Consider the following 26,421-nt stretch of genomic DNA (forward strand, 5'->3'; position numbering starts at 1 on the left):
TTTGAAAACTAACGACAAATCATTATAAAAATTGCCTGAACAGCTTATACTTGCTGTACTTTATTAGCTTTTTTAGGAAAAAAAAACTTTCCCAAATTCAAGAGAAAGTTTTGACTTTATGCTGACTTAACGGATACCGTACCGTCGGGTTGTATTTTGTCTAAGGTGAGGAATTCTATGGTGTTGCAGGAGGCTTCATCGTAGGGTTTTTGTACGCGTACATAGTTTTCGGTAAAGCCAAACATCAGCCCATTTTTATTCTCATCCTCCCAAAGAACAGGGAGCGTACTGCCGAGCTGAGACTCGTAGAACTCCCGCTTTTTCTTTTCGGAGAGTATTCTTAGCATTTTATTTCGTCTTTTCCTTTCGGCTATGGGAACGGTGCCTTCCATTTCTACAGCTTCGGTATTATCCCTTTCGGAATAGGTGAAGACATGGAGGTAGGAAATCGGGAGCTGGTTAAGGTAGCGGTAGGTCTCGAGGAAATGCTCTTCGGTCTCCCCTGGGAATCCCACGATGACATCTACACCGATGGCGCAGTCCGGGATGGTTTCCTTGATTTTAGAGATGCGGTCGGTATAGAGTTTTGTAAGATATCGGCGCTTCATTTTTTTAAGGATGGTATCGCTACCACTCTGAAGCGGGATGTGGAAGTGCGGTACGAAACTCCTGCTGTGGGATACGAGCTCTATGGCATCATCTTTAAGGAGATTGGGCTCTATGGAAGAGATACGAATCCTCTCTATGCCCTCTACTTTGTCGAGCTCTTTAATAAGGTCTAGGAAGGTATGCTCGTGCCTTTTATTGCCAAACTCACCCTTGCCATAATCCCCGATATTCACGCCTGTGAGTACGATTTCCTTAATGCCTCGTTGGGAGATTTGGGTAGCATTTTTAATGATATTCTCTATCGTATCCGAGCGGGAAATCCCCCTCGCCATAGGGATGGTGCAGTAGGTACATTTGTAATCGCAGCCGTCTTGCACTTTTAGGAAGGCTCTGGTTCTTTCGCCTACCGAGAAACTGCCGATAAATGAGTTTGCCTCCCCTACTTCGCAGGAATGCACTACTCCATTGTTGCTGGTTTTCTCTAAATCTTCCAAATAGCTGAGGACATTGAACTTTTCCTTAGCTCCGAGAACTAAATCTACGCCGTCTATACTGGCAATCTCATCTGGTTTTAGCTGTGCATAGCACCCGATGACCACTACGAGCCCTTGAGGATTTGCCTTCATTGCCCGTTTGATGTGGAATCTGCATTCTTTATCTGCATTATCAGTTACCGAGCAGGTATTGATGACATAGACATCTGCCTTTTCATCAAATTCTACCTTATTATAGCCCGCACCTTTTAGCTGGCGAGCGATGGTTGAGGTCTCTGCAAAGTTGAGTTTGCACCCGAGAGTATGATATGCTGCTGTTTTGTATGTTGCTGTTTCCATAATATTTAAGTGGGCAAATTTAATTAAATAGATTTTGCTACCAAAAAAAGGAGGTATGGGGATGGGCTGAGGCAAATATTTATTATCATTATAAAAAAAGAAGATAGCACACTGGCTATCTTCCTTAGGGATTAGTTGTCTTTTTCGGGCTTTAGATACAAGTCAAAATAATCGGTGATTTTCTGCATCAGGTGTACCCTGTCTCTCCCCATTACATTGTGTGCGTGCCCTGGATAGACGAAGTAATCAAGCTGCACATTTCTATCTACTGCAGATTTCAGGAAGTTGATGGAATGCTGCCAAACGACTACATCATCCTGTGCACCGTGTATTAAGAGGAGTTTTCCTTTCAGGTTCTCTACCTTATCAAGGAGGTTGGATTGTTTGTACCCCTCTGGATTATCCTGCGGAGAAGCCATATACCTCTCGGTATACATTATTTCGTACATATTCCAGTCCATTACGGGGCCTCCTGCTACTCCTACTTTAAATACATCGGGGTGTTTTAGCATCAGGCTGGTGGTCATAAACCCACCGAAGCTCCAGCCGTGTACGCCCATTCTGCTGGCATCTACATAAGGGAGCGTTTTGAGATACTCTACTCCTTTTAGCTGGTCTTTCATCTCGGTTTCTCCCAAGTTTTTATATACTGCCTGCTCAAATTTAAGCCCTCTGTTTGAGGAACCTCTACCATCCATAGAGAATACAATATAACCCTTCTGCGTGAGATAGTCATACCACAGGTTTCCAGACTTAGGGAATGAATTGGTGATGAGCTGTGCGTGAGGTCCATTGTAGAGATAGACAATAACAGGGTATTTTTTAGTGGCATCAAAGTCCTTAGGGAGCATTAGCTTGGCATAAAGAGGGGTGCCATCTTCTGCTTTTAGTGTGATGTTTTTCACTTCCGCCTGAGTGTAGCCTGTGAGAGGATTGCTCGCTGTAAGTAAATTGGTATTTGATTTCTTTTGAGTCTCTATAATATCTATTTTCCTTGGGACTTCTTCATTAGAATAAGAGTCAAAAAGATAATCTCCATTGTCTGAAAGCACACCGTAATGCGTGCCCGCCTCTTTATTGAGCTTTTCTACCTTACCAGAAGACCAGTTTACCTTATACAAATGCCTTTCAAGTGGAGTTTCCTTAGTAGAAATAAAGTAGATTTCCTTTTTCTTAGCATTAAAACCGAGGAGATCGGTTACCAACCAGTCGCCTTTGGTAACTTGCCTTACGAGGCCTTTATCTACATTATAATGGAAGAGGTGATTATAGCCCGTTCTCTGGCTTTGCCAGATGAAATCTTTCTCCGAATTCGGAAGAAAAACAAGAGGCTGCTGTGGCTCTACATACTTATCGGATTTCTCTTCAAAGAGGGTTTTAATGAATTGACCATTACCTGCATTGTAGAGGTTCATCTTTAAGTGGTTTTGCTTTCTATTGAGCACCCCGATAAACACATTCTTAGAGTTTGGTTGCCACGAAATAACGGTTAGATATTGCTCCTTATCACCTTCTGTATTCATATAAGTCGTCTTTCCCGTAGGGATATCATACACTCCCAAGACTACCTGATGAGAAGTTCGCCCAGCCATAGGGTATTTTATATTTTGATTCTTAGCCGCTACTACCGACCAGTCAATGACAGGATAATCTTCCACCATCGTTTGATCCATTCTGTAAAAGGCGATTTTGGTTTTATCTGGCGAAATAAAAATCCCTTTATCTATGCCAAATTCATTTCTATGAACGGCAGAACCATTTACGATATTCTCCTCCTTATCTGAGGTAATAGCCACCTCTCCCCTTTCTGTTTTGTAGTAAAGATTATTCTTTACGGTGTAAACGACCATAGATTTATCCAAAACAACCTCTTCATTCTGTGCATCGGCAGGGACTTCAAGCCATTTCTCCACCGACCACTGAGCATTATTTCTCTTAATTTTATAATAAGTATTCTCATTCTTGAAATAGCCAGAATCTGCGGTATTAAATACTACCAAAGGTAAGTAGCTCAGCTGCTCCTGCTTGGGCAGATGAGTATTAATATCATTTAATGTAAGTAGAGTTTCGGTCTTTTGAGTCTCTGCATTGGTGAGCAGATACTCCCCATTTTTGAAATAAGTAAGGCTGTTAGAATTCTTTATCCACGCAGGATACCAGTAATTCTCTACCCTAAGATTTGAGCGAAGCCCAAGTATGGCTTCATTCATCGTTAATTTTTGTTGTGCAAATAATAAACTCCCCGAAAATAATAGAGTTAATGCAATTTTGTGTATTCTCATCTTGATGATTTATTGATTTTCTTTATTTATTAAACTTCGTTACACAGTTTTTAACCTGATGTAAAATTACTTCTCCCCATCGCGCAGAGCAAAAGAATGATGTAAAATTTTTTCATCTTTTTTACTCCTGAAAAAACTCCCGAAAAATACCGATAGAATAATGAAAAACAGATTAAAGCCTCCAAAAATATAAACAAAGTACTCAAAGGAAAACATATCTTCTTTCTTATTCTCTTTCGCTTCTATTCTCAGCTTTCCTTCTGCATATTTTTCCTCCAAATCTTTCATTTCATCGGTATCTGGTTTAATGATTTCTTTGGCTTTTTGGTATTCATCTTCGAGAGATTGCTTATAGCTCTCTATATATTGATGATTAAGCAAATCCTTCGTGTCTGTATCTATATAGCTAATGTAGGTATAGATAAAGGATAAGGAGAGCACACCTGCTACAAACATCGGCATAAATGCCCTACCGAAAGCCTCCTTGAAAGATAAAACTTTCTTATACCTGCTGTAAGCCGTTACAGAGAGGTACGCCCCCACTGCACAAATGAAAGGCACAAAGAAAGCATTGAGCAAAACACTTGTATTATAATAATGAATATCTCTGAAAAAAATATTGGTAATAAAGAATACGGCTATGATGATAATAAATATCAAAAAACCAATAGTGTAAACATTCTTTGTCATAGTCTAAATACGATCTTTATTAGTGAGTTTATAATTTTTGATTTTGTTTTTTGAATTTTTGATTTATATTTGCACCGGCAAGTCCTAAACAACCAGCTCCTGAGAATCCTCCAGGGTGGGAACGCAGCAAAGGTAATCGGTCGTAGCGGTGTGATTTAGGTAGCTTGCCATTTTTTATTTCCCTTTGTTCAGATTGATACAAAAAAGCGAACTTCTCAGAGTTCGCTTTTTCTGTGTCTATCCTTCTACACTTAGAACTTCATTTATCTCCGGTGCCATTTGCTTAATGGTGGTCTCTACACCGAGCTTCATAGTAGAGAAACTCACAGGGCAACCGTTGCAGTTCCCGAGAAGCCTTACATAGACCTTATCGTCTACTACATCTATCAGTTCTATATCCCCACCATCTTTATGTAAGAATGGACGGATACTTTCCAATGCTTCGAGGACTCTCGTTACCGTTTCTTCGTGTTCCTCAAGGTCTTTCTCTTTTCTCATAAAATTATTGTTTGAATTTGCAATTTTACAAAATTATTTTTTAGTAGAGCAACCTGCCATAGTGGTAATCTTTACCGCTTCGGTAGGTGGTAGATTAGTATTTCTCTCTACAAGGCTTTCCACCATATTCTGTGCAGTTTCCTTATAGATATTTGCTACCAATGTTCCTTCTTGTAATGCTGCAGGTCTGCCCACATCTCCCGACTCTCTCACACTCTGAATAAGAGGAATCTCTCCAAGCACTGGAATATTTAAATCTCTGGCTAGGTTCTGAGCTCCTTCCTTACCAAAAATATAGTATTTATTATTCGGAAGCTCCTCAGGAGTGAAGTAAGACATATTCTCTATAAGCCCCAATACAGGGATATTGATGCTCTCCATTGTAAACATAGCGATACCTTTCTTCACATCTGCAAGAGCTACATGCTGTGGAGTGCTCACGATAACCGCTCCTGTAACCGGCACTTCCTGAACGATGGACAGGTGAATATCTCCCGTACCTGGTGGCAGGTCTACAAGGAGGAAATCCAGCTCACCCCAATTAGCATCACGGATAAGTTGCTGAAGCGCTTTGGATGCCATTGGTCCTCTCCACACTACAGCTTGGTTAGAACCAGAAAAATATCCAATAGAGAGTATTTTTACACCATAGTTTTCCAATGGTTGCATCAGGTTTTTACCATTTACATTTACCGAGAAAGGTTTTTCTCCTACGGTATCAAACATTGTAGGGATAGAGGGACCGTAGATATCGGCATCCAACAGTCCTACTTGGAAGCCCATCTTAGCCAAAGTTACAGCAAGGTTTGCTGCTACGGTAGATTTACCTACGCCTCCTTTTCCTGAAGCTATGGCAATGATATTCTTAATACCTGGAATTTCTTTTCCTTTAATCTGATTCTTCTGAACTTCTGATGGCTCAGGGGAATTGATTTTCAGTTTAAGGTTGATATTCTCTCCAAATTCTGCAGTGAAGGCCTGCTTCATTGCTACTTCTAACTTTTTCTTTTCGTGCATTGCTGGGGAGTGTGCTGTCATATCAATATACACATCATCACCCATAATCTGTATGTTATGCACGAGGTCATCTACTTCTATTTCTTTCAGGAAGTCCTGAATTTTTGCTTTCGTCAACATCTTATTTTTAAAATTTAATTACAAATATACAGTATTTCTTTCACTTTAAATGATAAGCCCATCCTTCATCACCAGCTTCCTGTCGGTAATCTCTGCAAGTTCTTTATTATGGGTTACAATGACGAAGGTCTGATTGTATTTATCCCTCAAATCAAAGAACAGATGATGCAGGTCATCTGCATTTTTAGAGTCGAGGTTTCCCGTAGGCTCGTCGGCAAAGATAATTTTTGGAGAATTAATAAGTGCACGGGCTACGGCAACCCTCTGTGCTTCCCCTCCTGAGAGCTGATTTGGCTTATGGTGGAGCCTGTCTATAATTTTCAAATCTTCAAACAGAGTAAGGGCTTTATCGATATAATCATTCCACTTGTTGCCAGAGATTCTAATCGGTAAGACTACATTTTCCAGTGCCGTAAATTCTGGCAAGAGCTGATGAAACTGAAAAACAAAGCCTATATTTTTATTTCTGAATTTGGAGAGTTCCTTATCTTTCATCGTGAGGAAAGATTGCTCGGCAATGCTAATCTCAGTACCATACAGCTGAGGATTGCTCGGCAGGTCTAATGTCCCAAGAATCTGCAAAAGAGTAGATTTCCCCGCTCCCGACTCCCCTACTATGGAGACCACTTCTCCTTCTTTTATATGTATATCTACGCCTTTCAGTACCTCTAAATCTCCGTAGAATTTATGGATATTCTTTGCTACAATCATAGCCCCAAAAGTATGTTTTTTTTATTCGCTTTGCAACTTATAAGTGATAAGCAGTAGGCTTGAGGTTTTAAGCGAAGGATTTTTCTTTTAAAACTCTTGCCACAAATCCCCTCACGCACCTCGCAGATGATGAACTTAAAAATAAAGGATCCCCACGCGAGTGGATAGATCCCTCAGCTGGAAGCTGTGCTACCCATTTGGATATTTTTTCCGAAATTCGGCGCTCAATTTTGCTGGGATGATAGCATTAGACACTCGGATAGAATTTTTAAAAGGTATCGGTAGCGAGAGAGCAAAGCTCATAAAATCGGTACTGGGCATAGAAACGGTGGAGGATTTACTTAACTTCTACCCCATTCGCTATGTGGATAAAAGTAAAATCTATAAAATCCGAGAGCTGACTGAAAACAACACCCTCGAAATACGGCTGAAAGGGAAAATAACCCACCTCCAAGAGGTGAAAACAGGAAAAACCAAACGGCTAACCGCACAGTTTATAGACGAAACAGGAGCTATGGACTTAGTATGGTTCCAATATTCTAATTGGTTAAAGGAGCAGATTCCTCAGCACAGGGAGTTGTACATTTTTGGTCGGGTAAATGTCTTTAATCAGCACTTTTCTATGCCTCACCCAGAGATAGAACCCATCGGGAAAGATGAGGGAGAAAATCGCCTACGACCGATTTATCCAAGCTCGGAGAAGCTCACAAAACGAGGGCTTAACCAAAAGTTTTTCCAGACAGTACTCAGGAGCATTTGCCAAGAAATCCCCAACCTCATACAAGAGAACCTACCCAATGAGCTGATGAAAGCCCTCAACCTGATGCCTCGCCAGCTCACTTATCTCAATATTCATTTTCCTAAGGATATCGAGCATTTCAACAATGCCGAGAACCGATTGAAGTTTGAAGAAGCCTTTTTCTTTCAGCTCAGCTATGCACTAAAAAAGCAGAGACATCATATATCAGCAGTGGGGAATCCTTTTCCAATTGTAGGAGATTACTTCAATGATTTCTACCAGAATCACCTTCCTTTTGAGCTTACCAATGCACAGAAAAAAGTCTTAAAGGAAATCCGCAGTGATATGAAAAAACCAATACAAATGAACAGGCTCCTGCAAGGCGATGTAGGCTCTGGCAAGACGATGGTCTCCCTGCTCTCTATGCTTATAGCGATTGATAATGGCTTCCAAGCCGTGCTAATGGCACCTACGGAAATCCTCGCACAACAGCATTTCAATGGGATTTCAGACCTGTTAAAAGATACAGAAATAAAGGTAAAACTCCTCACGGGCTCTACAAAAACTGCAGAGCGAAGAGAAATACACGAAGAACTGCAATCTGGCGAGCTATCCATACTCATCGGTACGCACGCTGTACTGGAAGACCCTGTACAGTTTAAAAACCTCGGGCTGGCAATTATAGATGAGCAGCACAGATTTGGCGTAGCACAGCGGGCAAGGCTATGGGCAAAAAACAACCCGCCTCCACACATTTTGGTAATGACGGCAACCCCCATCCCAAGAACGCTCGCAATGAGTTTCTATTCAGACCTCGATGTATCCGTTATAGATGAGCTTCCAGTGGGTAGAAAGCCCATTATCACCGCTCATAGAAGGGAGGCAGACAGGCTTTCGGTATTCAACTTCGCAAAGGGAGAAATACAAAAAGGCAGGCAAATATATTTCGTATATCCACTAATTGAGGAGTCCGAAACATTAGACTATAAAAACCTGATGGCAGGCTACGAGCAGGTAGCAGAATTCTTTAAGGACTATAATGTAACGATGGTTCACGGAAAGATGAAGCCCACCGAAAAAGACGAAAATATGCAGTATTTCGCTTCGGGAGATGCGCAAATAATGGTTGCCACTACCGTAATAGAAGTCGGTGTAAATGTACCCAATGCCTCAGTGATGATTATAGAAAATGCCGAACGATTTGGGCTCTCTCAGCTCCACCAGCTAAGAGGGAGAGTCGGTAGAGGTGCCGAGCAGAGCTTCTGCATACTGATGACTTCCGATAAACTCTCACCCGATGGACGAAAACGAATCAAAACAATGTGCGAAACCAACGACGGCTTCAAAATATCCGAAGTAGATATGCAGCTTCGTGGTCCAGGCGATATTCTCGGTACTCAGCAAAGTGGTGTGGTAGATTTCAAGAAACTCAACCTCGTAACCGATGCTAAAATCATTAAAACCTCTAAAACCGTCGTAGATAAAATCCTAATCTCAGACCCCCTCCTCTCCCTGCCTCAGCATAAAATAATGAAAGACTTCCTCGCAAAAAACTTCAGAAGACAACAGAAATGGGGAAAAATCTCCTAACGCCGTAGCCGGCGAGGCACCCACTGGCGTGGGGAGCACTTAGTGATAATGCGAGAGGAGGTACATTAGTACAATGAACTATTAAAGCCCTATTAAAACAAAAAAGATACAGCGCTAAGTCTGTATCTTTTCTTATCATTGAGTTCCGATATTATATAATCAGCATTGCATCTCCGTAGGAGTAGAATTTATATTTCTCTCTAATGGCTTCCTCGTAGGCTTCCATTACGAAATCTTTACCCGCAAAAGCCGCAATCATCATTATAAGGGTAGATTTCGGGGTGTGGAAGTTTGTAATCATAGAAGTAGCAACACCAAAATCATACGGCGGATAGATAAACTTATTCGTCCAGCCATGGTATGGACTCACCTTTCTGTTAGATGATACAGAAGATTCCAAAGTCCTCATCGTAGTAGTACCTACAGCACAAATTTTTCTATTTTCATCCACTGCTTTATTGATAATAGCAGCGTTTTCTTCATCTATCATCGCTTCTTCGCTCTCCATTTTGTGTTTGGAAAGGTCCTCCACTTCTATCGGATTGAAAGTTCCTAAGCCCACATGAAGCGTAACCTCCGCGAAATTAATTCCCTTAATCTCCATTCGTTTCATCAAGTGTTTAGAGAAGTGCAGGCCTGCCGTAGGTGCTGCTACTGCACCTTCGTATTTCGCATAGATGGTTTGATATCTCTCAGCATCTTCTGGTTCTACGGCTCTTTTGATGTATTTAGGGAGAGGCGTTTCTCCGAGTTCGGTGAGCTTCGCGCGAAACTCCTCGTGCGAACCTTCATATAAGAATCTGAGCGTTCTCCCTCTTGATGTGGTATTATCTATTACCTCGGCTACTAAGGATTCATCTTCGGTAAAGAAGAGTTTATTCCCTATTCTGATTTTCCTTGCAGGGTCTACCAGTACATCCCAAATACGATTTTCTTTGTCGAGCTCCCTGAGGAGGAATACTTCTATTTTAGCTCCTGTTTTTTCCTTATTTCCATAGAGCCTTGCGGGGAACACTTTTGTATTATTAAAGATGAAAAGGTCATTTTCATCAAAATAGTCTATAACATCTTTAAAGAGTTTATGCTCTATAGTTTGGTTTCTTCTGTTGAGCACCATTAATCGTGCATCGTCTCTGTGGGTGGAAGGGTGTTCTGCCAATAGTTCAGCAGGCAGATGGAAATTAAAGTCTGATGTCTTCATCTTTTTAAATTACGGTTTAAAATTTAGCCTGCAAATATACTATATTAAAATATCGTTTGTCAATTTTTTTGTAGAATATGCATTTTGAATCTCCATTTTTAAGTAAAAAATAATATGTATCTTTACCCGAATTAAATTTTAAATAAAAATAATATGTCATTAGTAGAAATTTTGAAATCGGGAAATTACCGTGTAATCGATGTTCGCGAGCCATTAGAATTGGAAATGGACGGCAGCGTAGAAGGGGCAGAAAACATCCCTCTCGGTGAGGTAGAAAGCCGTAAAGATGAAATCCTGAGCAAGGATAACGAGACCAATACCATTATAATCTGCAAAAGTGGCGGGAGGAGCACCAAAGCGCTGGAATACCTCCAAAGCCAAGGACTAAAGAATGGCTACAACGGCGGTGGTTTTGCAAGTTTTAGAGAAACCCTTGAGAATTTGTAAACCCGATTTCAATTAGAAAATAAAATCTCTGTACCTTATATACAGAGATTTTATTTGATAAAAATATTATTGGAATAGTTCATAATTAAACCCAAGAGTGAACATTCTAGAATCACAAAATGAAAAACTTAAATTTCCAAGCAGACTTTCCTTTGTTTAATTGTTAAAACAAAGACTATATTTTAGTAGTCTGATTGTTTATTTTTTTACGAAGTAATTGATACATCGGGGGGAGGAATGCTGATTAAATTCATTAAGGTGATAATCTCCCCAGACTTTTATCCTTTCAAAACCAGTAGATTTGGCGTATTGGTTTATTTGCTCTGGCGTGTGGAGCTTTACTCGCTCGGTAAATTCAAAATCTTGCCCAGCATCGGAGAAATTAATCGTCTTCACTACATAATGATCCTCGATTTTTTTATGGATGTGGAAGAGGATTTCGCCCCTTTTTTCGGTAGAATTTTCTTTAAAATCCTGCTCTACGAAACCTTTGTTTAAGTAATCTAAAATGAAAACACCGCCAGTTTTTAGCCCTTGATGCACAGAAGTAAAGACGCGCAAGTCCTCCTCCTCTGTTTGGAAATACCCAAAGCTGGTGAAGAGGTTGAGGACGGCATCGGCATCAGAGGTAGGGAGGGCACACCTCATATCGTGCACTTGGAAGTGCAGCGAAGGGCTCTCGAAGCGCTTATTATGTGCGATGCTCTGCTGCGAAAGATCCAATCCTAGAACTTGATATCCCATTTTGCTGAGGAAGATTGAGTGCCTACCTTTCCCACAAGCCAAATCGATGACTTTATCCCCCTTCGGAAGTTGGAGAATATTCATTAGTTTTTTGATGAAAATTTCTGCTTCTGTATAGTCTCTATTGCTGTAGAGGATGTGGTAATACGGTGTGTCGAACCACGATTCAAACCATTCCATAGCACGAAATTAGTTATTTTTGCCCAATGAAAAACAAATGTTCGTACAAGGAACAGCGAAAAATATAAACCGAAATGAAGACAGAAGACCTACAAATCCAGATAAAAACGCTTTTCGGATTGGAAGAAGCCCTTGCAGAGGAGGTGAAAAAACTCGGGGGGAAAAATGTGGAAATAAAAACCCGCGCGGTTACTTGTGAGGGCGATTTAGGTTTCCTTTACAAAATCAACTACTCTTCGCGATTGGCGATGAAAATCCTGGTACCGATTTTTGAGTTTCGGGCATTTAATGAAGATAAATTCTACCAAAAATTACTAAAATTCCCTTGGGATGAGTATCTGAAGCTAAGCCAAACATTTGCAATAGATGCTACGGTGCATTCGGAGCGGTTTAGGCATTCGAGATTTATGACGCTGAAAATGAAAGACGCAATTGTGGATTTCTTCGAGAAAAAATATCATAAACGGCCGAATATTAGCACTCAAAATCCAGAGATTAAACTCAACCTTCATATCGATAGGGACTTGGTTACCATCTCGCTTGACTCCTCCGGCGAGCCATTGTATAAGCGGGGATACAGAAGAGAGCAGGGCGAGGCGCCACTGAATGAAATTCTCGCCGCAGGAATGCTCCACCTAGCGGGCTGGGACGGAAAAGGAAATTTCCTAGACCCAATGTGCGGGAGCGGAACCCTCCTGATAGAAGCCGCAATGATGGCAATGGAACTGCCAGCACAGATTTTTAGGAAGGGATTTGCCTTCCAGAATTGGAGGAATTACGATGCCGAGCTCTTTAAAAAAATAAAAGAATTCCGAATAGCTCGGATAAAAGAATTTAGCGGGAAAATCATCGGTTATGATATAGACCCGAAAATGCTCTCCCACGCCAAAAAAAATATAGAAAACGCAGAAATGGAAGATGTAATAGAAGTGCGAAAACAAAACTTCTTCGAGAGCCAAAAGGAAGTTTTCCCACTGCTTATCGTCTTCAATCCTCCGTATGATGAGCGAATCAGCATAAAACAAGACGACTTCTACAAGAAAATAGGTGATACATTTAAGAATAAGTATCCCAATACGCTCGCGTGGCTTATTAGTTCGGACTTGGAAGCGGTGAAAAAAATCGGCTTACGACCTTCAAGGAAGATTAAGCTCTTTAACGGCAAGCTCGAAACCCGATTCCTACAATACGAAATGTACGAAGGCACGAAGAAAGCTCACCGCTCCGCTGAACAATAAAAAGGAGGGCTCAGATGGGTGTTTTGTTGGGTGAAGAGGCTTGAAATTAACAGTGTTTAACAATATTTAAGTGTAATTTATTAGCTTGCTACCCACCTTCTATACAATATTTAGCTATTTTTGCTTGTTCTTTATCCGATAATACCACAAAAGGAAGTGGTTGGATTTTGTTTTAATCTTCAAAAACTTATTGATATGATGAGATTTAAAAATTTATATGCGGGATTATCCATCATCACAGCTACGATGGCTTTCGGGCAAACGCAGTCTCTTACCATCCCCAATGCTGGAAATTTCTTTTCAGAAAGGATAGAAGATGCTTTTATTAGCAGCCTATCTCCAAAGCAATTGGTAGATTTTGGGGTGAATAATATGCTGTGCGACCCCGTGCTGAAAGATGCCAACTGGGGATTTGTAATCTACGACCCAAAGACGGGGAATATCATTAACTCGTACAACGAAACTACGCCGCTCATCCCTGCATCTACAACAAAACTGCTCACCACAGAAGCCGCAGTAGCACTCCTCGGAACTAAATTTAAATGGACTACCCAGCTGGAATATTCTGGTGAAATCGATGATAATGGAGTGCTGAACGGTAACCTTTACATCGTAGGAAGTGGAGACCCATCGCTTGGGACGGGCAAAGCAGGTGCATTGAGGTATAGTGCATTGGTTAGTGAATTTAAACGGGCAATCTCCGAAAAAGGAATAAGAAAAATTAATGGAGATATTATCATCCAAACTGCAGTATTCAAAGACAATAAAAGAGATATTTTACCCGAAGGAATCGTTTGGATAGAGCACGGGAATTATTATCTTCCCGCTGGTGCTACTGCCGATGTGGATCCGCAAAAAGAACAATCCGTAGCTAAAGGTAAAAGTTGGTTTAACAACAGTGAAAAAAGGTACTTCTATGTATCTCCTTTTACTGGGAAAATGTCTTTTAGTAGCGAGTTTAATGGTGATATCGTAACTTCAAAAATAGCAGAAGCCCCTGCTTATCTCGCAAATAATCTTAGGACGACACTCGTTAAAACAGGGATTGGGGTAACGGGAAAAGTAAGCCCAAAAATGATCGATAAAGAGCCAGAGAAGAGAAATTTGATTACGGCTTATAAATCTCCACTGCTAAAAGATATAGTTTATGATACCAACCAAAGGAGTGATAATGCCCTTGCAGAAGCGCTCCTCCGTACTTGTGGTTTCCAGAAATATGGAAATCAGACTTTAGAAGCGGGTAGAGAAGCTGTAAGAAATCACCTCCAAGATAATGGTTTTGATATGGAAGGCTTAACTTACTTTGATGGCAGCGGACTCTCACGAAGCAATGCCGTAACGCCTATCTCTCAAGTAAAATTCCTGACGAAACTGATGAAAGAACCTTATTTTAAGGATTACTTTGAGTCGTTACCTATCGGAGGACAATCAGGGACGCTTAAAAGGTCGTTTTCAGGCGCTGGTTATGGTCAGGTCTTTGCAAAAACAGGAACGCTCAACCGAGTGAAAACCTTAGCAGGCTACCTCAAAACAAATTCTGGAAAAACGCTTGCCTTCTCATTGATGATTAATAATTACAATGGTAGCGTAGCACAGGTAAAATCCAGAATGGAAAGCCTTTTAGCTCCCGCGATGAACTTATAAATCAAAAATTTTGCTCATAGAAAAAAGGATAATGAAAATCTATTATCCTTTTTTTATCTCCTAAATATCCATTAAAGAATGAAAATAATAGCCGTAATCCCTGCCCGATACGAAGCAAGCCGCTTCCCAGCGAAACTAATGCAAATGCTGGGAGAGAAAACCGTCATCGCAACTACTTATCAGAATGTGGTAGATACAGGACTCTTTGATGATGTATTCGTAGCAACAGATTCTCTATTGATATTTGATGAAATAAAAAATATCGGTGGTAAAGCGGTGATGACTGGGCAACACGAAACAGGAAGCGACCGCATAGCAGAGGCTATTCAGAATATAGATTGCGATATCGTAGTGAATGTACAGGGAGATGAGCCTTTCCTGAAAACCGAACCACTAAAAAAACTGATTGAAGTCTTCTACCAAGACCTGAAAAAAGAGATTTCATTGGCTTCATTAAAGATAAAAATCAATGAAGATGAAGAAATACAAAACCCCAATAATGTAAAAGTTATTACCGATTTAGATGGTTTTGCAATGTATTTCAGCCGCTCAGCCATTCCTTATCACAGAGAGAAATCATTACCCGTAAGCTACTATAAGCACATTGGGGTTTATGCTTTCCGAAAAGAAGCCTTATTGAAATTTAGCAGTTTGGAAATGTCTCCTCTTGAAAAATGGGAAAAAATAGAAGCCATACGGTACCTCGAGCACGGAATGAAAATAAAAATGATTGAAACCGACTTCATCGGTGTAGGGATAGATACTCCTGAAGACCTTCAAAAGGCAAGAACGATGATCAATTCATCAAAATAAACTATTTTTGGACCTCCAAAATTCTATTAATGAAGAATATTATTGTTACTTTCCTGCTTGCTATTTCATCTGTCCTATTATACGCACAAACGGCAAAGGAAATTATTGATAAAAATATAGAACTCTCGGGTGGACTTACCCAGTGGAAGCTCCTCAATTCCGTGATATTATCTGGAAAAGTAAGTCTTGGTATTAAAGATGAATACCCTATAAAAATCTATCAGCAAAGACCTAATCTCACCAAAACGAGTATCATTATCAACAGAAAAGAAACTCCTATTGAAGGGTTTGATGGCAAGAAAGGCTACGCAATGAACTATGCGACCAACAAACTCCAAGACTACCCAAACTATACACCAGAAAATTTTGATAACGACTTTATAGACTGGGAAAATAAAGGCTTTACAGCAAAATATCTCGGGAAGGAGAAACTCGGGAATACTCTCTGCCACAAGGTTGAGCTCATCAAAAATGTAAATAAAACCCTCTATTTTTTCGATGCTGAAACCTATATGCTCCTAAGGGAAATAAAAAAGGAGGAGATCATCACTTATTCCGATTATAAGAAAGTCGGTACCCTGAGTTTTGCCTTTAGAATCGAAGGCTCAAACCCAAAACAAAATACCGAATATGTGATTATCCTCAATAAAATAGACATCAATAGAGTTCTCCCTGAAAATACTTTTAAATTCTAACCTTTGCAAGGCAAGCACTTAGAGAATAAAAACAAAAGAGGCAAAAGCCTCTTTTATTTTATGGATTGGTGGAGAAAATAGAACCATTGGCAATCATTGCGCGTCGGTTCATTTTTAAGATATCTCTCACCCATTCTGCGAAGTCTTCTGGCTGTAGTACTTTCTCTGGATTACCATCCGTAAGCCCTGTATTAATACTCATATCCGATGCTATAGTACTTGGCGTAAGGGTAAATACCCTGATATTAAACTTCCGAAGCTCTGCCATTAGCGATTGAGAAAGAGAGATAACAGCAGCTTTGGATGCTCCGTAGGCAGACATATTAGCACCTCCTTTTAGCCCTGCTGTAGAAGCTACATTTACAATATCTCCTTCAGATTTTGCTTTTAAGAAAGGAAGAACCGCTTTCGTTACATAATATACACCAAAGAGATTGGTCTCTATAATTTGTTTCCAAGTATCAGAAGGCATTTCTTCAAAACTTCCAAACTCTCCTATGCCTGCATTGTTAATAAGTATATCAATCCCACCCAGCTTATCTACAATTGCAGAAATTCCTCTCTCCACTTCAGTACTATTGCTTACATCAAAACTAATATACTCTGATTTTACACCAAGGGCTCTGATTTCTTCAGCTACTTGTTTCAAATTAGCTTCATTTCTACCAGTGATACCGATATTTACTCCTTCTTTTGCAAGGGCAAGGGCTACAGCTTTGCCGAGACCTCTACCTCCACCTGTTATTAATGCATTTTTTCCTGCTAAATTCATTTTTTATTGCTTTTAATTGATGATTTTTTATTCAGATACTACTTTTACTAAAGATTTAATGTGGATAAGACGCTCCATAAGCTCTTCCCTGGAGTCTGCAAGTACATTAATATGCCCCATTTTTCTTCCAGGTTTGGTTTCTGTCTTTCCATAGAGGTGTACATAGGTTTTGGGGAGCTTCAGAATTTCTTCTAACCCATTGTATTTCACTTTTCCAGAATAGCCCACTTCACCAACGAGGTTGAGCATCCCCGAAAAACCTTTAGCCTCAGTATCTGCGAGTGGGAGGTTCTTAATCACACGATAGAACTGCTCAAATTGGGAATTAAAGTTCCCTTCTTGGCTCTGATGTCCAGAGTTATGAAGTCTAGGAGCGGTTTCATTTACCCAGACCTTACCTTTTTTATCAAGGAAGAGCTCTATAGCAAAAAGCCCTGCACCTTCTACGCTTTGGATAAAGGTTTTTGCAATTTCTTCTATCTGTTTTTCTGTATCCTGGCTAATATCTGCAGGGCAAATGTTAAAATCCAACAGGTTAAGCTCGGGGTCTGCCACCATTTCAGTGATGGGGAAAGCTTTTACCTCGCCTTTTTCGTTTTTTGCGAGGATAATGGAGAGTTCCTTGTCTATATCCACCAAATCTTCCACTACCGAAGGTGCTTGCCAGAAGTTCAGAAGCTCATCGGTGTTTTTAATTACTTGTACCCCTTTGCCATCATAACCTCCTGTGTTCATTTTTTGTACAAATGGAGGCTTCAGAGCAGAGAGATTTCTCTCGCCTTCCCAGAAGACTGAGAAATCTGGGCTTGGGATACCGTTATTTTTATAAAATTCCTTCTGGAGAATTTTCTGCTGTATGGTTTTAATGATACTTGGGCTGGGGATTACCTTTACGCCTTGCTTTTCAAGGTCTTCGAGGGCGCATACATTAATATGCTCTATCTCTATGGTAACTATATCTTTATCTTTTCCAAAGTTGAAGACCTCATTATAATCATTAAAGTCGCCTATTGTATGATGGGCGATGTTCGCACAGGGACAGTCCTCGCTTGGGTCAAGAACGAAGAACTCATCATCGTATTTCAATGCCTCTTGTATCAGCATTCTTCCGAGCTGTCCGCCTCCTAAGATTCCTATTTTCATTCTATTTTACTTTTTATCGTGATTAAAATATTATTATTCAATATCTTTAAAAAGGAAAGGCTCTCGATACAACCTTTCTATTTCTTATTTACTTTTTCTAATGTCTGGAAAAAGACCTCATCTTTACACTTCTTAAATCTAATGATGTACTGAGGATTTTCCTTTGGTGAGAGCATCAAGTACTCTGGACAAGGCTCTTTCTGGGCATCGCTTTTATCAAAGTCAATCTCTCCAAGTGGGATAATGCTGTCTTTTACCTTAGCTTCATCTATCCCAAGACGCTGCATTTTGGTTTGAAACTCGGGACTGTAAATCATTTTTTTGCTTAGTGTTTCTGCGATAACACGGCTGTTGGGAAGATAACCACTACAGCTTGCTCCTTTCTGATTGAGAATAAAAAATACGAGCAACAGACCTGGGATAAACCCCGCAATGTAGAATTTAAGTTTGCGCATTGAGTTGTAGATTAAAAAATAAGAAGGTTGATATCGTGATAAGTAAGGTCAAAGCGGTCGCAGATGATTTTCTTTGTATGCCTGCCTTTGTACATATAGAGCGATTGCTTCATTTCATTATTTTTTACGAGCATATTTTCCAGTCCGCCTTCTTCATCATAAGCGAGTATATAGCTCAGGAAGAAATTCGAGATGGCTTTGGTTGTAGTTCTCGGCATTCTGGATGTTAAGTTGGGCAGTCCGCAGTGGATTACATCGTGTTTTACGATATATTGCTCTGCCATAGTCGTAAGCTCGGAAGTCTCGAAGACCTTACCATTATCTATGGCTACATCTATAATTACGCTTCCTTTCTTCATCATCTTCACCATATCTTCGGTTACTACGGGAGAGGCATTAATGCGGGGGAGCGCTCCTATAACCACATCTGCCCGTCTTAGGGCTTTACCGAGCTCTTTCGGGTCTATAATGGAGGTGGGCACACGGCTATCAACAAGGGTATGAAGCCTTCTGAGCTTGGAGAGGGAGTTATCAAATACGCGTACGCTTGCACCAAGCCCAATAGCGGCTTTGGTAGCAAACTCACCTACGATACCCGCACCTATAACCACTACTTCGGTAGGGCGAACGCCCGTAATACCACCGAGCATTAGTCCATTAGATAAAGACAATAATTCCGATGCGTAGAGGATAGATGCCGTGCCTGCAATCTCACCAATGAGGCGAACGAGAGCAAGCTGCTTGTATTCATCCTGTATAAATTCAAAAGCGATAGCATTTATTTTCTTTTCGCTGAGTTTTTGGAAATATTCCTTATCTCTCAAATTGATTTGGAGGGCAGAAACAAGATAGGAACAAGGCTTTAGGTAGTCCATTTCCTCCAATGTGGGAGGGTTTACTTTCAAAATTAAATTCTGCTGAAAGGCTTCCCTCGCGGTTTTTACAATTTTGGCACCTGCTTCGGCATATTGCAGGTCTGTGAAGAATGAGCCTTTGCCCGCCCCCTCTTCTATAATGATGCTATGCCCCGCTGCGGTGAGCACCTGTACCGCATCTGGAGTTATGCAGGTGCGCCTCTCATTAAGACAGGTTTCTTTTGGGATTCCAATGCTGAATCTCCTTTCTTTTTTCAGTACCTCGAGCTTTTCTTCTTTTGGGAGGAGTTCTTCTTCCTTAAATGGTGTGAAAATGGATTGTCCGCTCATCTCGTGTATTTTTATTTACCTTGAAATTTCTCTTCCAATAACTAATTTCTGGATTTCTGATGTGCCTTCACCAATGGTACAGAGCTTCGAATCTCTGTAGAATTTCTCCACTGGAAACTCTTTGCTGTAACCGTATCCACCGAAGATTTGTACAGCATTATTGGCAATTCGTACACAGGCTTCAGAAGCATAATACTTAGCCATTGCTCCTTCTTTTGTCATTACTTTATTTGCCATTTTCATCTCGGCAGCGCGGTAAATCAACAATTCGGATGCATCGATTTCGGTAGCCATATCCGCAAGCATAAAATTAACCGCCTGAAATTTATTGATGGGCTGGCCAAACTGCTCCCGCTCTTTGGAGTATTTAAGGGCTGCTTTGTAAGCTCCTTTCGCAATGCCTAAGCTGAGGGCAGCAATAGAAATACGCCCACCATCTAAGATTTTCATCGCCTGCTTAAAGCCTTCGCCTACCGCTCCTAACCTGTGAGAATCTGGCACTCGCACATTATCAAATATAAGCTCAGCTGTTTCGGAAGCACGCATACCGAGCTTGTTTTCCTTTTTACCAGACGAAAAGCTGGGCATACCTTTTTCCAAAACGAAAGCAGTGGCATTATTCCTCGTGCCTTTTTCTCCCGTTCGCGTCATCACAACTGCTATATCACCGCTGATGGCATGGGTAATAAAGTTTTTAGCCCCGTTGATGACCCAATCCTCCCCATCTCTTACAGCTGTGGTATTCATACTTCCAGAATCCGAACCCGAATTATGCTCGGTAAGCCCCCACGCACCTATGCTTTTACCAGACGCGAGCTGAGGGAGCCACTTCCTTTTCTGTTCCTCATTTCCAAATTCAAAAATATGGTTTGTACAAAGGGAATTATGTGCCGCGACCGACAGCCCAATAGAGGGGTCTACCTGAGAAATCTCATCTACAATCGCCACATATTCATTGTATCCCAAGCCAGAACCGCCGTACTCTTCTGGGACTATAATGCCCATAAAGCCCATCTGCCCGAGCTCTTTAAAAAGTTCTACGGGAAAGGTCTGAGCCTCATCCCACTCCATTATATGCGGTCTGATGTTTTTCTCTGCGAAGTCTCTTGCCGTTTCGGCGATAATCCTAATATTATCCATCTTTATCGTTTTTTAGACGACCAAAAATAAATATTTTTTTCAGACCGCCTCTACTTTTAGAGAATAAACCTTCTATATACACTCAATCTTAATTAGCTACTGGCTTTTGGCTGTTCGCTACTGGCTTGGTGGAGCGTGTTTTTCTTTTCGTAAAGAAGCCCACTTGCGTGGGGAGCACTTATACCATAGCCTATGGAGAATAAGGAAACTCAGAAATTATTTCTTTTAGAATAAAAAAAATTATAAAATAAAAAGGTGAATTGCAAGAAAATATAAATTGTCAACCAATTAATATAAATAAATGATATCATACTATGAGCTAATGATAAGTAGATTATTCGTTTTTTATCATAAAGAAGAGCTTATTAGTTGTACTACTGCCTAAAAGCTTACTACCTACCGCTCACTAATGATTTTATATATTTGTAGCTTCATTGGAGGGGGGGAATTAGAGCGTATTTTAGATTTTAGATTCTTGAAAAATGAACGCTATCATTATCAATAAACCGAGTATAGAAGTGCTTTCCGAAGGAGTGAATGCACCCTATTATTTTATCTTCATCTTTCAGGGGGAGGCGAGTTTCAGTATAGACTTTACAGAATACAAATGCAGTGGCAGGAATTTAATTTTCCTCACCCCCTACCAAGTGATAAAATGGAAGGAAACAACAGCAAAAGAGATTACTGCACTGCAATTTCACGGAGATTTCTACTGCATAGAATATCACAAAAAGGAGGTAGCCTGCAACGGAATACTCTTTAATAATATCTATCAGCAGCCTTTTATCAGTGTAAATAAAGAGGTTTTTGAGGAAATCAACAGCATTTGCGAGAAGATGAAAAACCTTATAGACCTCCAAAATCATTATGATATTTCAATTGTAAAGACCTATCTACAATTGATTTTAGCACTCAGTAGCAAGGAAAAACAACAGCTCCAGCAGGTGGAAACATTGGATGAGCATTTTAGTTTTGAAAATATTACCAACTTCCAGAATATATTAGAAGAGCACTACCTGCAAACGCGAGAGGTGGGCTTCTATGCAGAGAAATTCGGTTTGTCTATCAACACCTTTTCAAAAAAGATAAAAAAACACTTCGGGAAGTCCCCTTCTAAACTCATTCAAGAGCGCATCGTTCTTGAAGCAAAGAAACTCCTGCACCTTACCTATAAGCCGATTAAGGAAATCGCTATGGAGCTACACTTTGAAGATGAATTCTATTTCAGCAGGTATTTTAAGAAAGAAACAGGCGTCTCCCCAAAGAAGTTTCGAGAAGATGTAGGCATCTCCATAGTGGCAAAATAGTCTATGTAATATCATTTTTTATCCATTCTTTAAGACTGAAGAGTGGATTATTTTTGCATCATCATTTATTAAAATCATCAATACAATGAAAAATCTTTTAGAATTTGTAGCCTCAGGACAGAGGAATTTTATCAACTTTATCAGAGTTGCAATATTTATAGTAATGGCTTGGATCGGTGGGCTTAAAGCCTTCCAATACGAGGCAGATGGCATTGTACCCTTTGTAACGAATAGCCCTTTTATGAGCTTTTTCTATCACAATACAGGGAAAATGGCAGTGAATGACGAAGGAAAATCTGTCCCTGAATATACACTGCACAAAAACCCAGAAGGGAAAATGGTAAAAGCCAATATAGAATGGCACAAAGAAAACGGTACTTATGTATTCTCTTACGGATTGGGAACAATGATTTGTAGCATCGGTATTCTGGTATTGCTTGGGATATGGTTTCCAAAGGTAGGGTTCTGGGGCGGACTGCTCACTTTCGGAATGGCAATCGTTACCCTTTCTTTCCTCATCACTACACCAGAAGTCTATGTACCCAACCTTGGAGGAGACCTGCCTACACCCAACTACGGCTTCCCTTACCTTTCAGGGGCAGGCAGGCTCGTACTGAAAGATATTATTATGATGGCAGGAGGGCTGATTGCAGCATCTGATAGTGCCAAAAGGATATTAGGAAAGTAGAGTTTTTCATATATATTTATTTAGTTAACACCAAACACCCTTATCATAGATGAGGGTGTTTTGCTTTGTCATCAGCAGTATTCTATATAAACCCGCTCGCCTACGCTAAGCCCGAGAAGACTCTGCGCACCGTTGGTTTTCATCCCTTTATAAATGGTGATTTCCAGTAATTCTCTGTTATTGAATACCGCCACAGCTTTACCTACACCATCTTGTTCCTCTTCCCAATTGGTGATAAACTCCGTGTAATAATTGTAGATTTTAGATAGAGAAAGCGTTCTGAATTTAATTTTGAAATCTGAAAACCCTGCTTTGGTTCGCATAAACAAATCTTTGGATATATTGGTAACCACATTCCCGAAATTATCTATATAAATAACTTCACCTATAATCATTTTCTCCTGAGTTTTGTAGGTAGGTATCGGAAGTTTGAGCTCTTTCGGATTGCTGAAACTCCTGCCGATAACCTCTGGGAGCCCTCCACTACACAGATGTACCGCAATGGGAGCAAAGACATCTACCGAGAGGAGATTCACTACATCATCAAACCTGTTATTAAAGGTGATTTCATAAATGCCCTCTGGGTTTATATCTGGAAATACAAGGCTGAGAATGCCATTATCTGCCGATATGAAATAATGCCCATCTACTTTATAGACGAGGCTTTTGACTTCCTTTCTGTAAAAGCTATCCACCGAAATAATATGTACAGAGCCTTTGGGAAAGTGCTTATAAGCATCTCTCACGATATAGGCAGCTTGCTTCAGATCGTATGCCTGTATGTCGTGGGTAATGTCTATTACTTTCACGCCTTCGTTCAAAGAGGTAATAGCACCTTTTATAGCTGCCACTCTGTAATCTACCAAACCATAATCGGAAGTAAGGGTTATTACCGCCATATTGTATTATTGAATATCAGGGTTCCAGTTTTCAGGGACTTTTGCTACTACATTGTGCTTTTTTATATAATCAGAAATCTCCTTCAGCACCTCTTCATATTTCATATGGATGAGTCTTTCGTAAGAGATTTTATAGCCCAATCGCATTGTTTTGGTTTTGAAATCGCCTACAGCGAGAACTATCGGCACTTTTGCTGTAATTGCCATATAGTAGAAACCTTTCCTCCATTTCTCTACTCTGCTGCGCGTACCCTCTGGGGTAATGACGAGGCTAAAGTCCTCCTTCTCAAATTCACGAGCCACAAAATTAACCAGATCATTTCTCTGGCTTCTATCTATGCCTATCCCCCCAAGAGCTTTTACCACAAAGCCATACCACGCTTTAGTATGTGCATCTTTTATAATGATTTTAAGAGGCTTTCCGAGTACCCAATACGCCAAGTTTCCCAGTATATATTCCGAGTTGTGGGTATGAGGGGCTACCACTAATATACACCGATTAAGGCTATCTTCATCGCCATCCAGCACAATTTTCCAGCCGATCAATTTAAGGATAAGTTTCGCTAAAATTTTCTTCATTCTCTAATAAAAAATTAAAAGCCCGACAAAGATAATTAAATAATCATTTCTCTATCGGGACTTCTTATGATTAAGGTTCCTCTATTTAAAGGTTTAATATCACACCAAAGGTTCCTGCTGGCTGAGGCAATGGAAACTGCCAAGCCCCCAAATAATCTCGGTGGAATCTATCCCCACTACCTTTCTATCTGGGAAGCACTGCTGGATAATCTCTAATGCCACAGCATCTTTATTGCATCTGTAAGTAGGCACAATCACGGTTTTATTAGCAATATAGAAATTGGCATAAGAAGCTGGGAGTCTCTGCTCTTCCCAATAAACAGGGTCTGGCATTGGAAGTTCTATAATATTGAGCGGCGTGCCATCTAATAAATGCATCTCTCTAAGCTGCCTGAGGTTGTGCTGAAGTATTTCATAATTCTCATCCTCTGGATTATCCTCTACTACGGCAAGCACTGTATTCTCATTTACAAATCGTATGGTATCATCTATATGCCCATCGGTATCATCGCCTATAATACCATCATCTACCCATAGAACCTGCTCTACCCCGTAATAATCTTTTAGATATTGCTCTATCTGCTCCTGATTAAGATATGGATTTCTATTAGGATTTAAAAGGCAGGATTTAGAAGTGAGCACTGTACCCTTACCATTGAAATCTACTGAACCTCCCTCCATTATAATCTTAGGATAGAAGACAGGCAGGTTTAGCTCCTCTCCTACTTTGGTAGGAATATCATCATCCAAATCAAAAGGTGGATACTTTCCTCCCCATGCATTATAGTCCCAATCTACAATCACCTTAGTCTCTGTTTCTTTGTTGATGAGAAAAGCAGGGCCGTGGTCTCTACACCAAGCATCATTAGTTGGATGTATATAGATTTCAATATTTTCCAAATTTGCTCCTGCCTGCATTATAGCATCCATTGCGGATTTATGCATCTCCTCATCGGCTACATTTATTCTTACGAATTCGTTTTCGGAAAGCACCTTTATAAACTCACAATAAGCGGGGTAAATGGTATCAATTTTACCTGGCCAAGATTCCTCTTTATGTGGCCAGCTGAGCCAAGTTGCCTCGTGCTCTTCCCATTCAGCAGGGAAGAAATAACCTTGAGATTTCGGGGTTTTTGTAGTATCTACCTGAGTATTCATTTCTTTATCGAGTAGGGATTAATCTTCGTCTATAAATCTTTTAAGAATAGGTTGATAGCTATCTATTCTTCTGTCTCTAAGGAATGGCCAATGCCTTCTCATATAATCGGTTTGCCCGAGTTCTACTTCGGTTACAGCTACCTCTTCCTCATCGTGGGAAGCAAGATAAAGGAGCTTGCCTTGTGCATTGGTTACAAAACTTCCTCCCCAGAATTTCATTGCTCCATCCTGCTCATAACCCACTCGGTTTACGGAAACTACAGGCAAACCATTCGCTACCGAATGCGAACGCTGAATAATCTGCCACGCATTATACTGGTCTCTATTGGTCTCTTCATCCTGATCTGTAGCCCAGCCGATAGCTGTAGGATAGAAAAGAATATCTGCTCCCATCAATGCTGTAATCCTTGATGCCTCAGGATACCACTGGTCCCAGCAAATAAGTACTCCTACCCTACCGAATTGAGTTTTAAAGACTTTATAACCCATATCACCTGGTGTAAAGTAAAATTTCTCGTAATAAGCAGGGTCATCAGGTATATGCATTTTGCGATATTTCCCAAGGTATGAACCATCTGCATCGAGGATAGCCGTAGTATTATGGTAAAGCCCCTCAGCCCTTTTCTCAAAAAGCGAAGCGATAATTACCACCCCCAGCTCCTTTGCTACTGCAGAAAGTGCATCTGTGGAAGGTCCAGGTATAGATTCCGCAAGGTCAAAATTGTCATAATCTTCCACATCACAGAAGTATAAAGAAGTAAATAACTCTTGAAGACAAACAATCTGAGCACCTCTCGCTGCCGCTTCCCTCACTTTTTCTATGGCTTTATTCAGGTTTTCCTGCTTATCCTTTACGCAGGACATCTGTACTGTTCCTATTTTTACTGCTGACATAATCTATTTTTTGAGCTGCAAAAATAGAATTTTTAATTCAAAGCCAACCACCCTTATAGCACCATCACCAGTAAGACACACCGTAGCCGGTGAGGCTCTCATAATAAGCAAATTAGCCCTCAATACTAAA

At 40.4% G+C, this 26,421-nt stretch carries 25 protein-coding genes and 1 other RNA gene; 9 read left to right on the forward strand and 17 right to left on the reverse strand.

Annotated elements, in window-relative coordinates:
• Positions 1-116 precede the first annotated feature (116 nt).
• The 3 genes from mtaB to D8991_RS04885 form a co-directional block, all read right to left on the reverse strand.
• Positions 117-1,442: a tRNA (N(6)-L-threonylcarbamoyladenosine(37)-C(2))-methylthiotransferase MtaB gene (gene mtaB / locus D8991_RS04875; protein ID WP_120489702.1), complete on the reverse strand. Its 1,326-nt coding sequence runs from the start codon at positions 1,440-1,442 to the stop codon at positions 117-119.
• Positions 1,443-1,573: 131 nt separating this feature from the next.
• Positions 1,574-3,724, reverse strand: coding sequence for a S9 family peptidase (locus tag D8991_RS04880; RefSeq protein ID WP_120489047.1), 2,151 nt, complete (start codon positions 3,722-3,724; stop codon positions 1,574-1,576).
• A gap of 66 nt (positions 3,725-3,790) precedes the next feature.
• Positions 3,791-4,414, reverse strand: coding sequence for a DUF4199 domain-containing protein (locus D8991_RS04885; protein ID WP_120489048.1), 624 nt, complete (start codon positions 4,412-4,414; stop codon positions 3,791-3,793).
• Positions 4,415-4,489: 75 nt separating this feature from the next.
• Here D8991_RS04885 and ffs point away from each other — a divergent pair.
• Positions 4,490-4,587: signal recognition particle sRNA small type (gene ffs, locus D8991_RS04890), an RNA gene on the forward strand.
• A gap of 64 nt (positions 4,588-4,651) precedes the next feature.
• Here ffs and D8991_RS04895 read toward each other — a convergent pair.
• From D8991_RS04895 to D8991_RS04905, 3 genes are read right to left on the reverse strand one after another with little or no spacing between them, the layout of a single operon-like run.
• Positions 4,652-4,912, reverse strand: a complete 261-nt coding sequence (locus tag D8991_RS04895) for a NifU family protein (RefSeq protein WP_120489049.1) — start codon at positions 4,910-4,912, stop codon at positions 4,652-4,654.
• Positions 4,913-4,945: 33 nt separating this feature from the next.
• The gene (locus tag D8991_RS04900; RefSeq protein WP_120489050.1) at positions 4,946-6,049 is read right to left on the reverse strand and encodes an Mrp/NBP35 family ATP-binding protein; all 1,104 of its coding nucleotides are present in this window, start codon (positions 6,047-6,049) and stop codon (positions 4,946-4,948) included.
• Between the two features lie 45 nt (positions 6,050-6,094).
• Positions 6,095-6,760, reverse strand: coding sequence for an ABC transporter ATP-binding protein (locus D8991_RS04905; protein WP_120489051.1), 666 nt, complete (start codon positions 6,758-6,760; stop codon positions 6,095-6,097).
• Between the two features lie 241 nt (positions 6,761-7,001).
• Here D8991_RS04905 and recG point away from each other — a divergent pair, with 241 nt between their 5' ends.
• Positions 7,002-9,089: an ATP-dependent DNA helicase RecG gene (gene recG, locus D8991_RS04910; protein ID WP_120489703.1), complete on the forward strand. Its 2,088-nt coding sequence runs from the start codon at positions 7,002-7,004 to the stop codon at positions 9,087-9,089.
• 151 nt (positions 9,090-9,240) lie between these two features.
• On the opposite strand, the gene queA is transcribed toward recG, so the two are convergent.
• Entirely contained in the window at positions 9,241-10,290 is a 1,050-nt protein-coding gene (queA, locus tag D8991_RS04915) for a tRNA preQ1(34) S-adenosylmethionine ribosyltransferase-isomerase QueA (protein ID WP_120489052.1), read from the reverse strand.
• A 153-nt stretch (positions 10,291-10,443) separates the two neighbouring features.
• Here queA and D8991_RS04920 point away from each other — a divergent pair, with 153 nt between their 5' ends.
• On the forward strand, positions 10,444-10,737 hold the full coding sequence (locus D8991_RS04920; protein ID WP_120489053.1) for a rhodanese-like domain-containing protein: 294 nt from the start codon (positions 10,444-10,446) through the stop codon (positions 10,735-10,737).
• A 198-nt stretch (positions 10,738-10,935) separates the two neighbouring features.
• On the opposite strand, the gene D8991_RS04925 is transcribed toward D8991_RS04920, so the two are convergent.
• On the reverse strand, positions 10,936-11,661 hold the full coding sequence (locus tag D8991_RS04925; RefSeq protein ID WP_120489054.1) for a class I SAM-dependent DNA methyltransferase: 726 nt from the start codon (positions 11,659-11,661) through the stop codon (positions 10,936-10,938).
• Between the two features lie 74 nt (positions 11,662-11,735).
• Between D8991_RS04925 and D8991_RS04930 the strand changes: the two genes are divergently transcribed.
• The 4 genes from D8991_RS04930 (at position 11,736) to D8991_RS04945 (ending at position 16,051) form a co-directional block, all read left to right on the forward strand.
• Positions 11,736-12,899 (forward strand): THUMP domain-containing class I SAM-dependent RNA methyltransferase, encoded by a 1,164-nt coding sequence (locus D8991_RS04930; protein ID WP_120489055.1) that lies wholly within the window; start codon positions 11,736-11,738, stop codon positions 12,897-12,899.
• Between the two features lie 198 nt (positions 12,900-13,097).
• Complete coding sequence (gene dacB / locus D8991_RS04935) at positions 13,098-14,543, forward strand: D-alanyl-D-alanine carboxypeptidase/D-alanyl-D-alanine endopeptidase (RefSeq protein ID WP_394364126.1); 1,446 nt, start codon at positions 13,098-13,100, stop codon at positions 14,541-14,543.
• A gap of 78 nt (positions 14,544-14,621) precedes the next feature.
• A complete protein-coding gene (gene kdsB, locus D8991_RS04940) occupies positions 14,622-15,356 on the forward strand; it encodes a 3-deoxy-manno-octulosonate cytidylyltransferase (RefSeq protein WP_120489057.1) in 735 nt (244 codons plus the stop codon).
• A gap of 29 nt (positions 15,357-15,385) precedes the next feature.
• Positions 15,386-16,051, forward strand: coding sequence for a LolA-like protein (locus D8991_RS04945; RefSeq protein WP_120489058.1), 666 nt, complete (start codon positions 15,386-15,388; stop codon positions 16,049-16,051).
• 58 nt (positions 16,052-16,109) lie between these two features.
• On the opposite strand, the gene D8991_RS04950 is transcribed toward D8991_RS04945, so the two are convergent.
• The 5 genes from D8991_RS04950 to D8991_RS04970 all read right to left on the reverse strand — a co-directional run bounded on the left by D8991_RS04950 (position 16,110) and on the right by D8991_RS04970 (position 20,766).
• Positions 16,110-16,823 carry a 3-ketoacyl-ACP reductase gene (locus D8991_RS04950; RefSeq protein WP_120489059.1) on the reverse strand — a complete coding sequence of 238 codons (714 nt, stop codon included), beginning with the start codon at positions 16,821-16,823 and terminating at the stop codon, positions 16,110-16,112.
• 27 nt (positions 16,824-16,850) lie between these two features.
• A complete protein-coding gene (locus D8991_RS04955) occupies positions 16,851-17,966 on the reverse strand; it encodes a 5-(carboxyamino)imidazole ribonucleotide synthase (RefSeq protein ID WP_120489060.1) in 1,116 nt (371 codons plus the stop codon).
• A 77-nt stretch (positions 17,967-18,043) separates the two neighbouring features.
• Positions 18,044-18,421 (reverse strand): DUF4258 domain-containing protein, encoded by a 378-nt coding sequence (locus D8991_RS04960; RefSeq protein ID WP_120489061.1) that lies wholly within the window; start codon positions 18,419-18,421, stop codon positions 18,044-18,046.
• Between the two features lie 11 nt (positions 18,422-18,432).
• Positions 18,433-19,626, reverse strand: a complete 1,194-nt coding sequence (locus D8991_RS04965) for an alanine dehydrogenase (protein WP_120489062.1) — start codon at positions 19,624-19,626, stop codon at positions 18,433-18,435.
• 15 nt (positions 19,627-19,641) lie between these two features.
• The gene (locus D8991_RS04970) at positions 19,642-20,766 is read right to left on the reverse strand and encodes an acyl-CoA dehydrogenase family protein (RefSeq protein ID WP_120489063.1); all 1,125 of its coding nucleotides are present in this window, start codon (positions 20,764-20,766) and stop codon (positions 19,642-19,644) included.
• Between the two features lie 482 nt (positions 20,767-21,248).
• On the opposite strand from D8991_RS04970, the gene D8991_RS04975 reads away from it, so the two are divergent.
• Together D8991_RS04975 and D8991_RS04980 are read left to right on the forward strand one after the other, a co-directional pair.
• On the forward strand, positions 21,249-22,073 hold the full coding sequence (locus tag D8991_RS04975; protein WP_120489064.1) for a helix-turn-helix domain-containing protein: 825 nt from the start codon (positions 21,249-21,251) through the stop codon (positions 22,071-22,073).
• Positions 22,074-22,158: 85 nt separating this feature from the next.
• On the forward strand, positions 22,159-22,761 hold the full coding sequence (locus D8991_RS04980) for a DUF417 family protein (RefSeq protein ID WP_120489065.1): 603 nt from the start codon (positions 22,159-22,161) through the stop codon (positions 22,759-22,761).
• 71 nt (positions 22,762-22,832) lie between these two features.
• Here the strand turns inward: D8991_RS04980 and D8991_RS04985 are convergent, their stop codons facing one another.
• The 4 genes from D8991_RS04985 to D8991_RS05000 all read right to left on the reverse strand — a co-directional run bounded on the left by D8991_RS04985 (position 22,833) and on the right by D8991_RS05000 (position 26,291).
• Positions 22,833-23,660, reverse strand: a complete 828-nt coding sequence (locus tag D8991_RS04985) for an SAM hydrolase/SAM-dependent halogenase family protein (protein WP_120489066.1) — start codon at positions 23,658-23,660, stop codon at positions 22,833-22,835.
• A gap of 6 nt (positions 23,661-23,666) precedes the next feature.
• Positions 23,667-24,239: a 1-acyl-sn-glycerol-3-phosphate acyltransferase gene (locus D8991_RS04990; protein WP_120489067.1), complete on the reverse strand. Its 573-nt coding sequence runs from the start codon at positions 24,237-24,239 to the stop codon at positions 23,667-23,669.
• Positions 24,240-24,338: 99 nt separating this feature from the next.
• On the reverse strand, positions 24,339-25,397 hold the full coding sequence (locus tag D8991_RS04995) for an agmatine deiminase family protein (protein WP_120489068.1): 1,059 nt from the start codon (positions 25,395-25,397) through the stop codon (positions 24,339-24,341).
• Positions 25,398-25,415: 18 nt separating this feature from the next.
• Complete coding sequence (locus D8991_RS05000) at positions 25,416-26,291, reverse strand: carbon-nitrogen hydrolase (protein ID WP_120489069.1); 876 nt, start codon at positions 26,289-26,291, stop codon at positions 25,416-25,418.
• Positions 26,292-26,421: the final 130 nt, after the last annotated feature.

Source organism: Bergeyella cardium (assembly GCF_003614945.1).
In the GTDB taxonomy this organism is placed as follows: Bacteria; Bacteroidota; Bacteroidia; order Flavobacteriales; family Weeksellaceae; genus Bergeyella_A; species Bergeyella_A cardium.

Coding starts and splice junctions, on each gene's coding strand:
- D8991_RS04995 (WP_120489068.1), bottom strand. CDS start 25,397: ATGAATACTCAGGTAGATACTACAAAAACCCCGAAATCTCAAGGTTAT.
- D8991_RS05000 (WP_120489069.1), bottom strand. CDS start 26,291: ATGTCAGCAGTAAAAATAGGAACAGTACAGATGTCCTGCGTAAAGGAT.
- kdsB (WP_120489057.1), top strand. CDS start 14,622: ATGAAAATAATAGCCGTAATCCCTGCCCGATACGAAGCAAGCCGCTTC.
- D8991_RS04955 (WP_120489060.1), bottom strand. CDS start 17,966: ATGAAAATAGGAATCTTAGGAGGCGGACAGCTCGGAAGAATGCTGATA.
- D8991_RS04895 (WP_120489049.1), bottom strand. CDS start 4,912: ATGAGAAAAGAGAAAGACCTTGAGGAACACGAAGAAACGGTAACGAGA.
- D8991_RS04970 (WP_120489063.1), bottom strand. CDS start 20,766: ATGGATAATATTAGGATTATCGCCGAAACGGCAAGAGACTTCGCAGAG.
- D8991_RS04960 (WP_120489061.1), bottom strand. CDS start 18,421: ATGCGCAAACTTAAATTCTACATTGCGGGGTTTATCCCAGGTCTGTTG.
- D8991_RS04925 (WP_120489054.1), bottom strand. CDS start 11,661: ATGGAATGGTTTGAATCGTGGTTCGACACACCGTATTACCACATCCTC.
- D8991_RS04905 (WP_120489051.1), bottom strand. CDS start 6,760: ATGATTGTAGCAAAGAATATCCATAAATTCTACGGAGATTTAGAGGTA.
- D8991_RS04920 (WP_120489053.1), top strand. CDS start 10,444: ATGTCATTAGTAGAAATTTTGAAATCGGGAAATTACCGTGTAATCGAT.
- D8991_RS04945 (WP_120489058.1), top strand. CDS start 15,386: ATGAAGAATATTATTGTTACTTTCCTGCTTGCTATTTCATCTGTCCTA.
- queA (WP_120489052.1), bottom strand. CDS start 10,290: ATGAAGACATCAGACTTTAATTTCCATCTGCCTGCTGAACTATTGGCA.
- D8991_RS04880 (WP_120489047.1), bottom strand. CDS start 3,724: ATGAGAATACACAAAATTGCATTAACTCTATTATTTTCGGGGAGTTTA.
- D8991_RS04980 (WP_120489065.1), top strand. CDS start 22,159: ATGAAAAATCTTTTAGAATTTGTAGCCTCAGGACAGAGGAATTTTATC.
- D8991_RS04930 (WP_120489055.1), top strand. CDS start 11,736: ATGAAGACAGAAGACCTACAAATCCAGATAAAAACGCTTTTCGGATTG.
- D8991_RS04965 (WP_120489062.1), bottom strand. CDS start 19,626: ATGAGCGGACAATCCATTTTCACACCATTTAAGGAAGAAGAACTCCTC.
- dacB (WP_394364126.1), top strand. CDS start 13,098: ATGAGATTTAAAAATTTATATGCGGGATTATCCATCATCACAGCTACG.
- D8991_RS04975 (WP_120489064.1), top strand. CDS start 21,249: ATGAACGCTATCATTATCAATAAACCGAGTATAGAAGTGCTTTCCGAA.
- D8991_RS04885 (WP_120489048.1), bottom strand. CDS start 4,414: ATGACAAAGAATGTTTACACTATTGGTTTTTTGATATTTATTATCATC.
- D8991_RS04990 (WP_120489067.1), bottom strand. CDS start 24,239: ATGAAGAAAATTTTAGCGAAACTTATCCTTAAATTGATCGGCTGGAAA.
- D8991_RS04900 (WP_120489050.1), bottom strand. CDS start 6,049: ATGTTGACGAAAGCAAAAATTCAGGACTTCCTGAAAGAAATAGAAGTA.
- D8991_RS04985 (WP_120489066.1), bottom strand. CDS start 23,660: ATGGCGGTAATAACCCTTACTTCCGATTATGGTTTGGTAGATTACAGA.
- mtaB (WP_120489702.1), bottom strand. CDS start 1,442: ATGGAAACAGCAACATACAAAACAGCAGCATATCATACTCTCGGGTGC.
- D8991_RS04950 (WP_120489059.1), bottom strand. CDS start 16,823: ATGAATTTAGCAGGAAAAAATGCATTAATAACAGGTGGAGGTAGAGGT.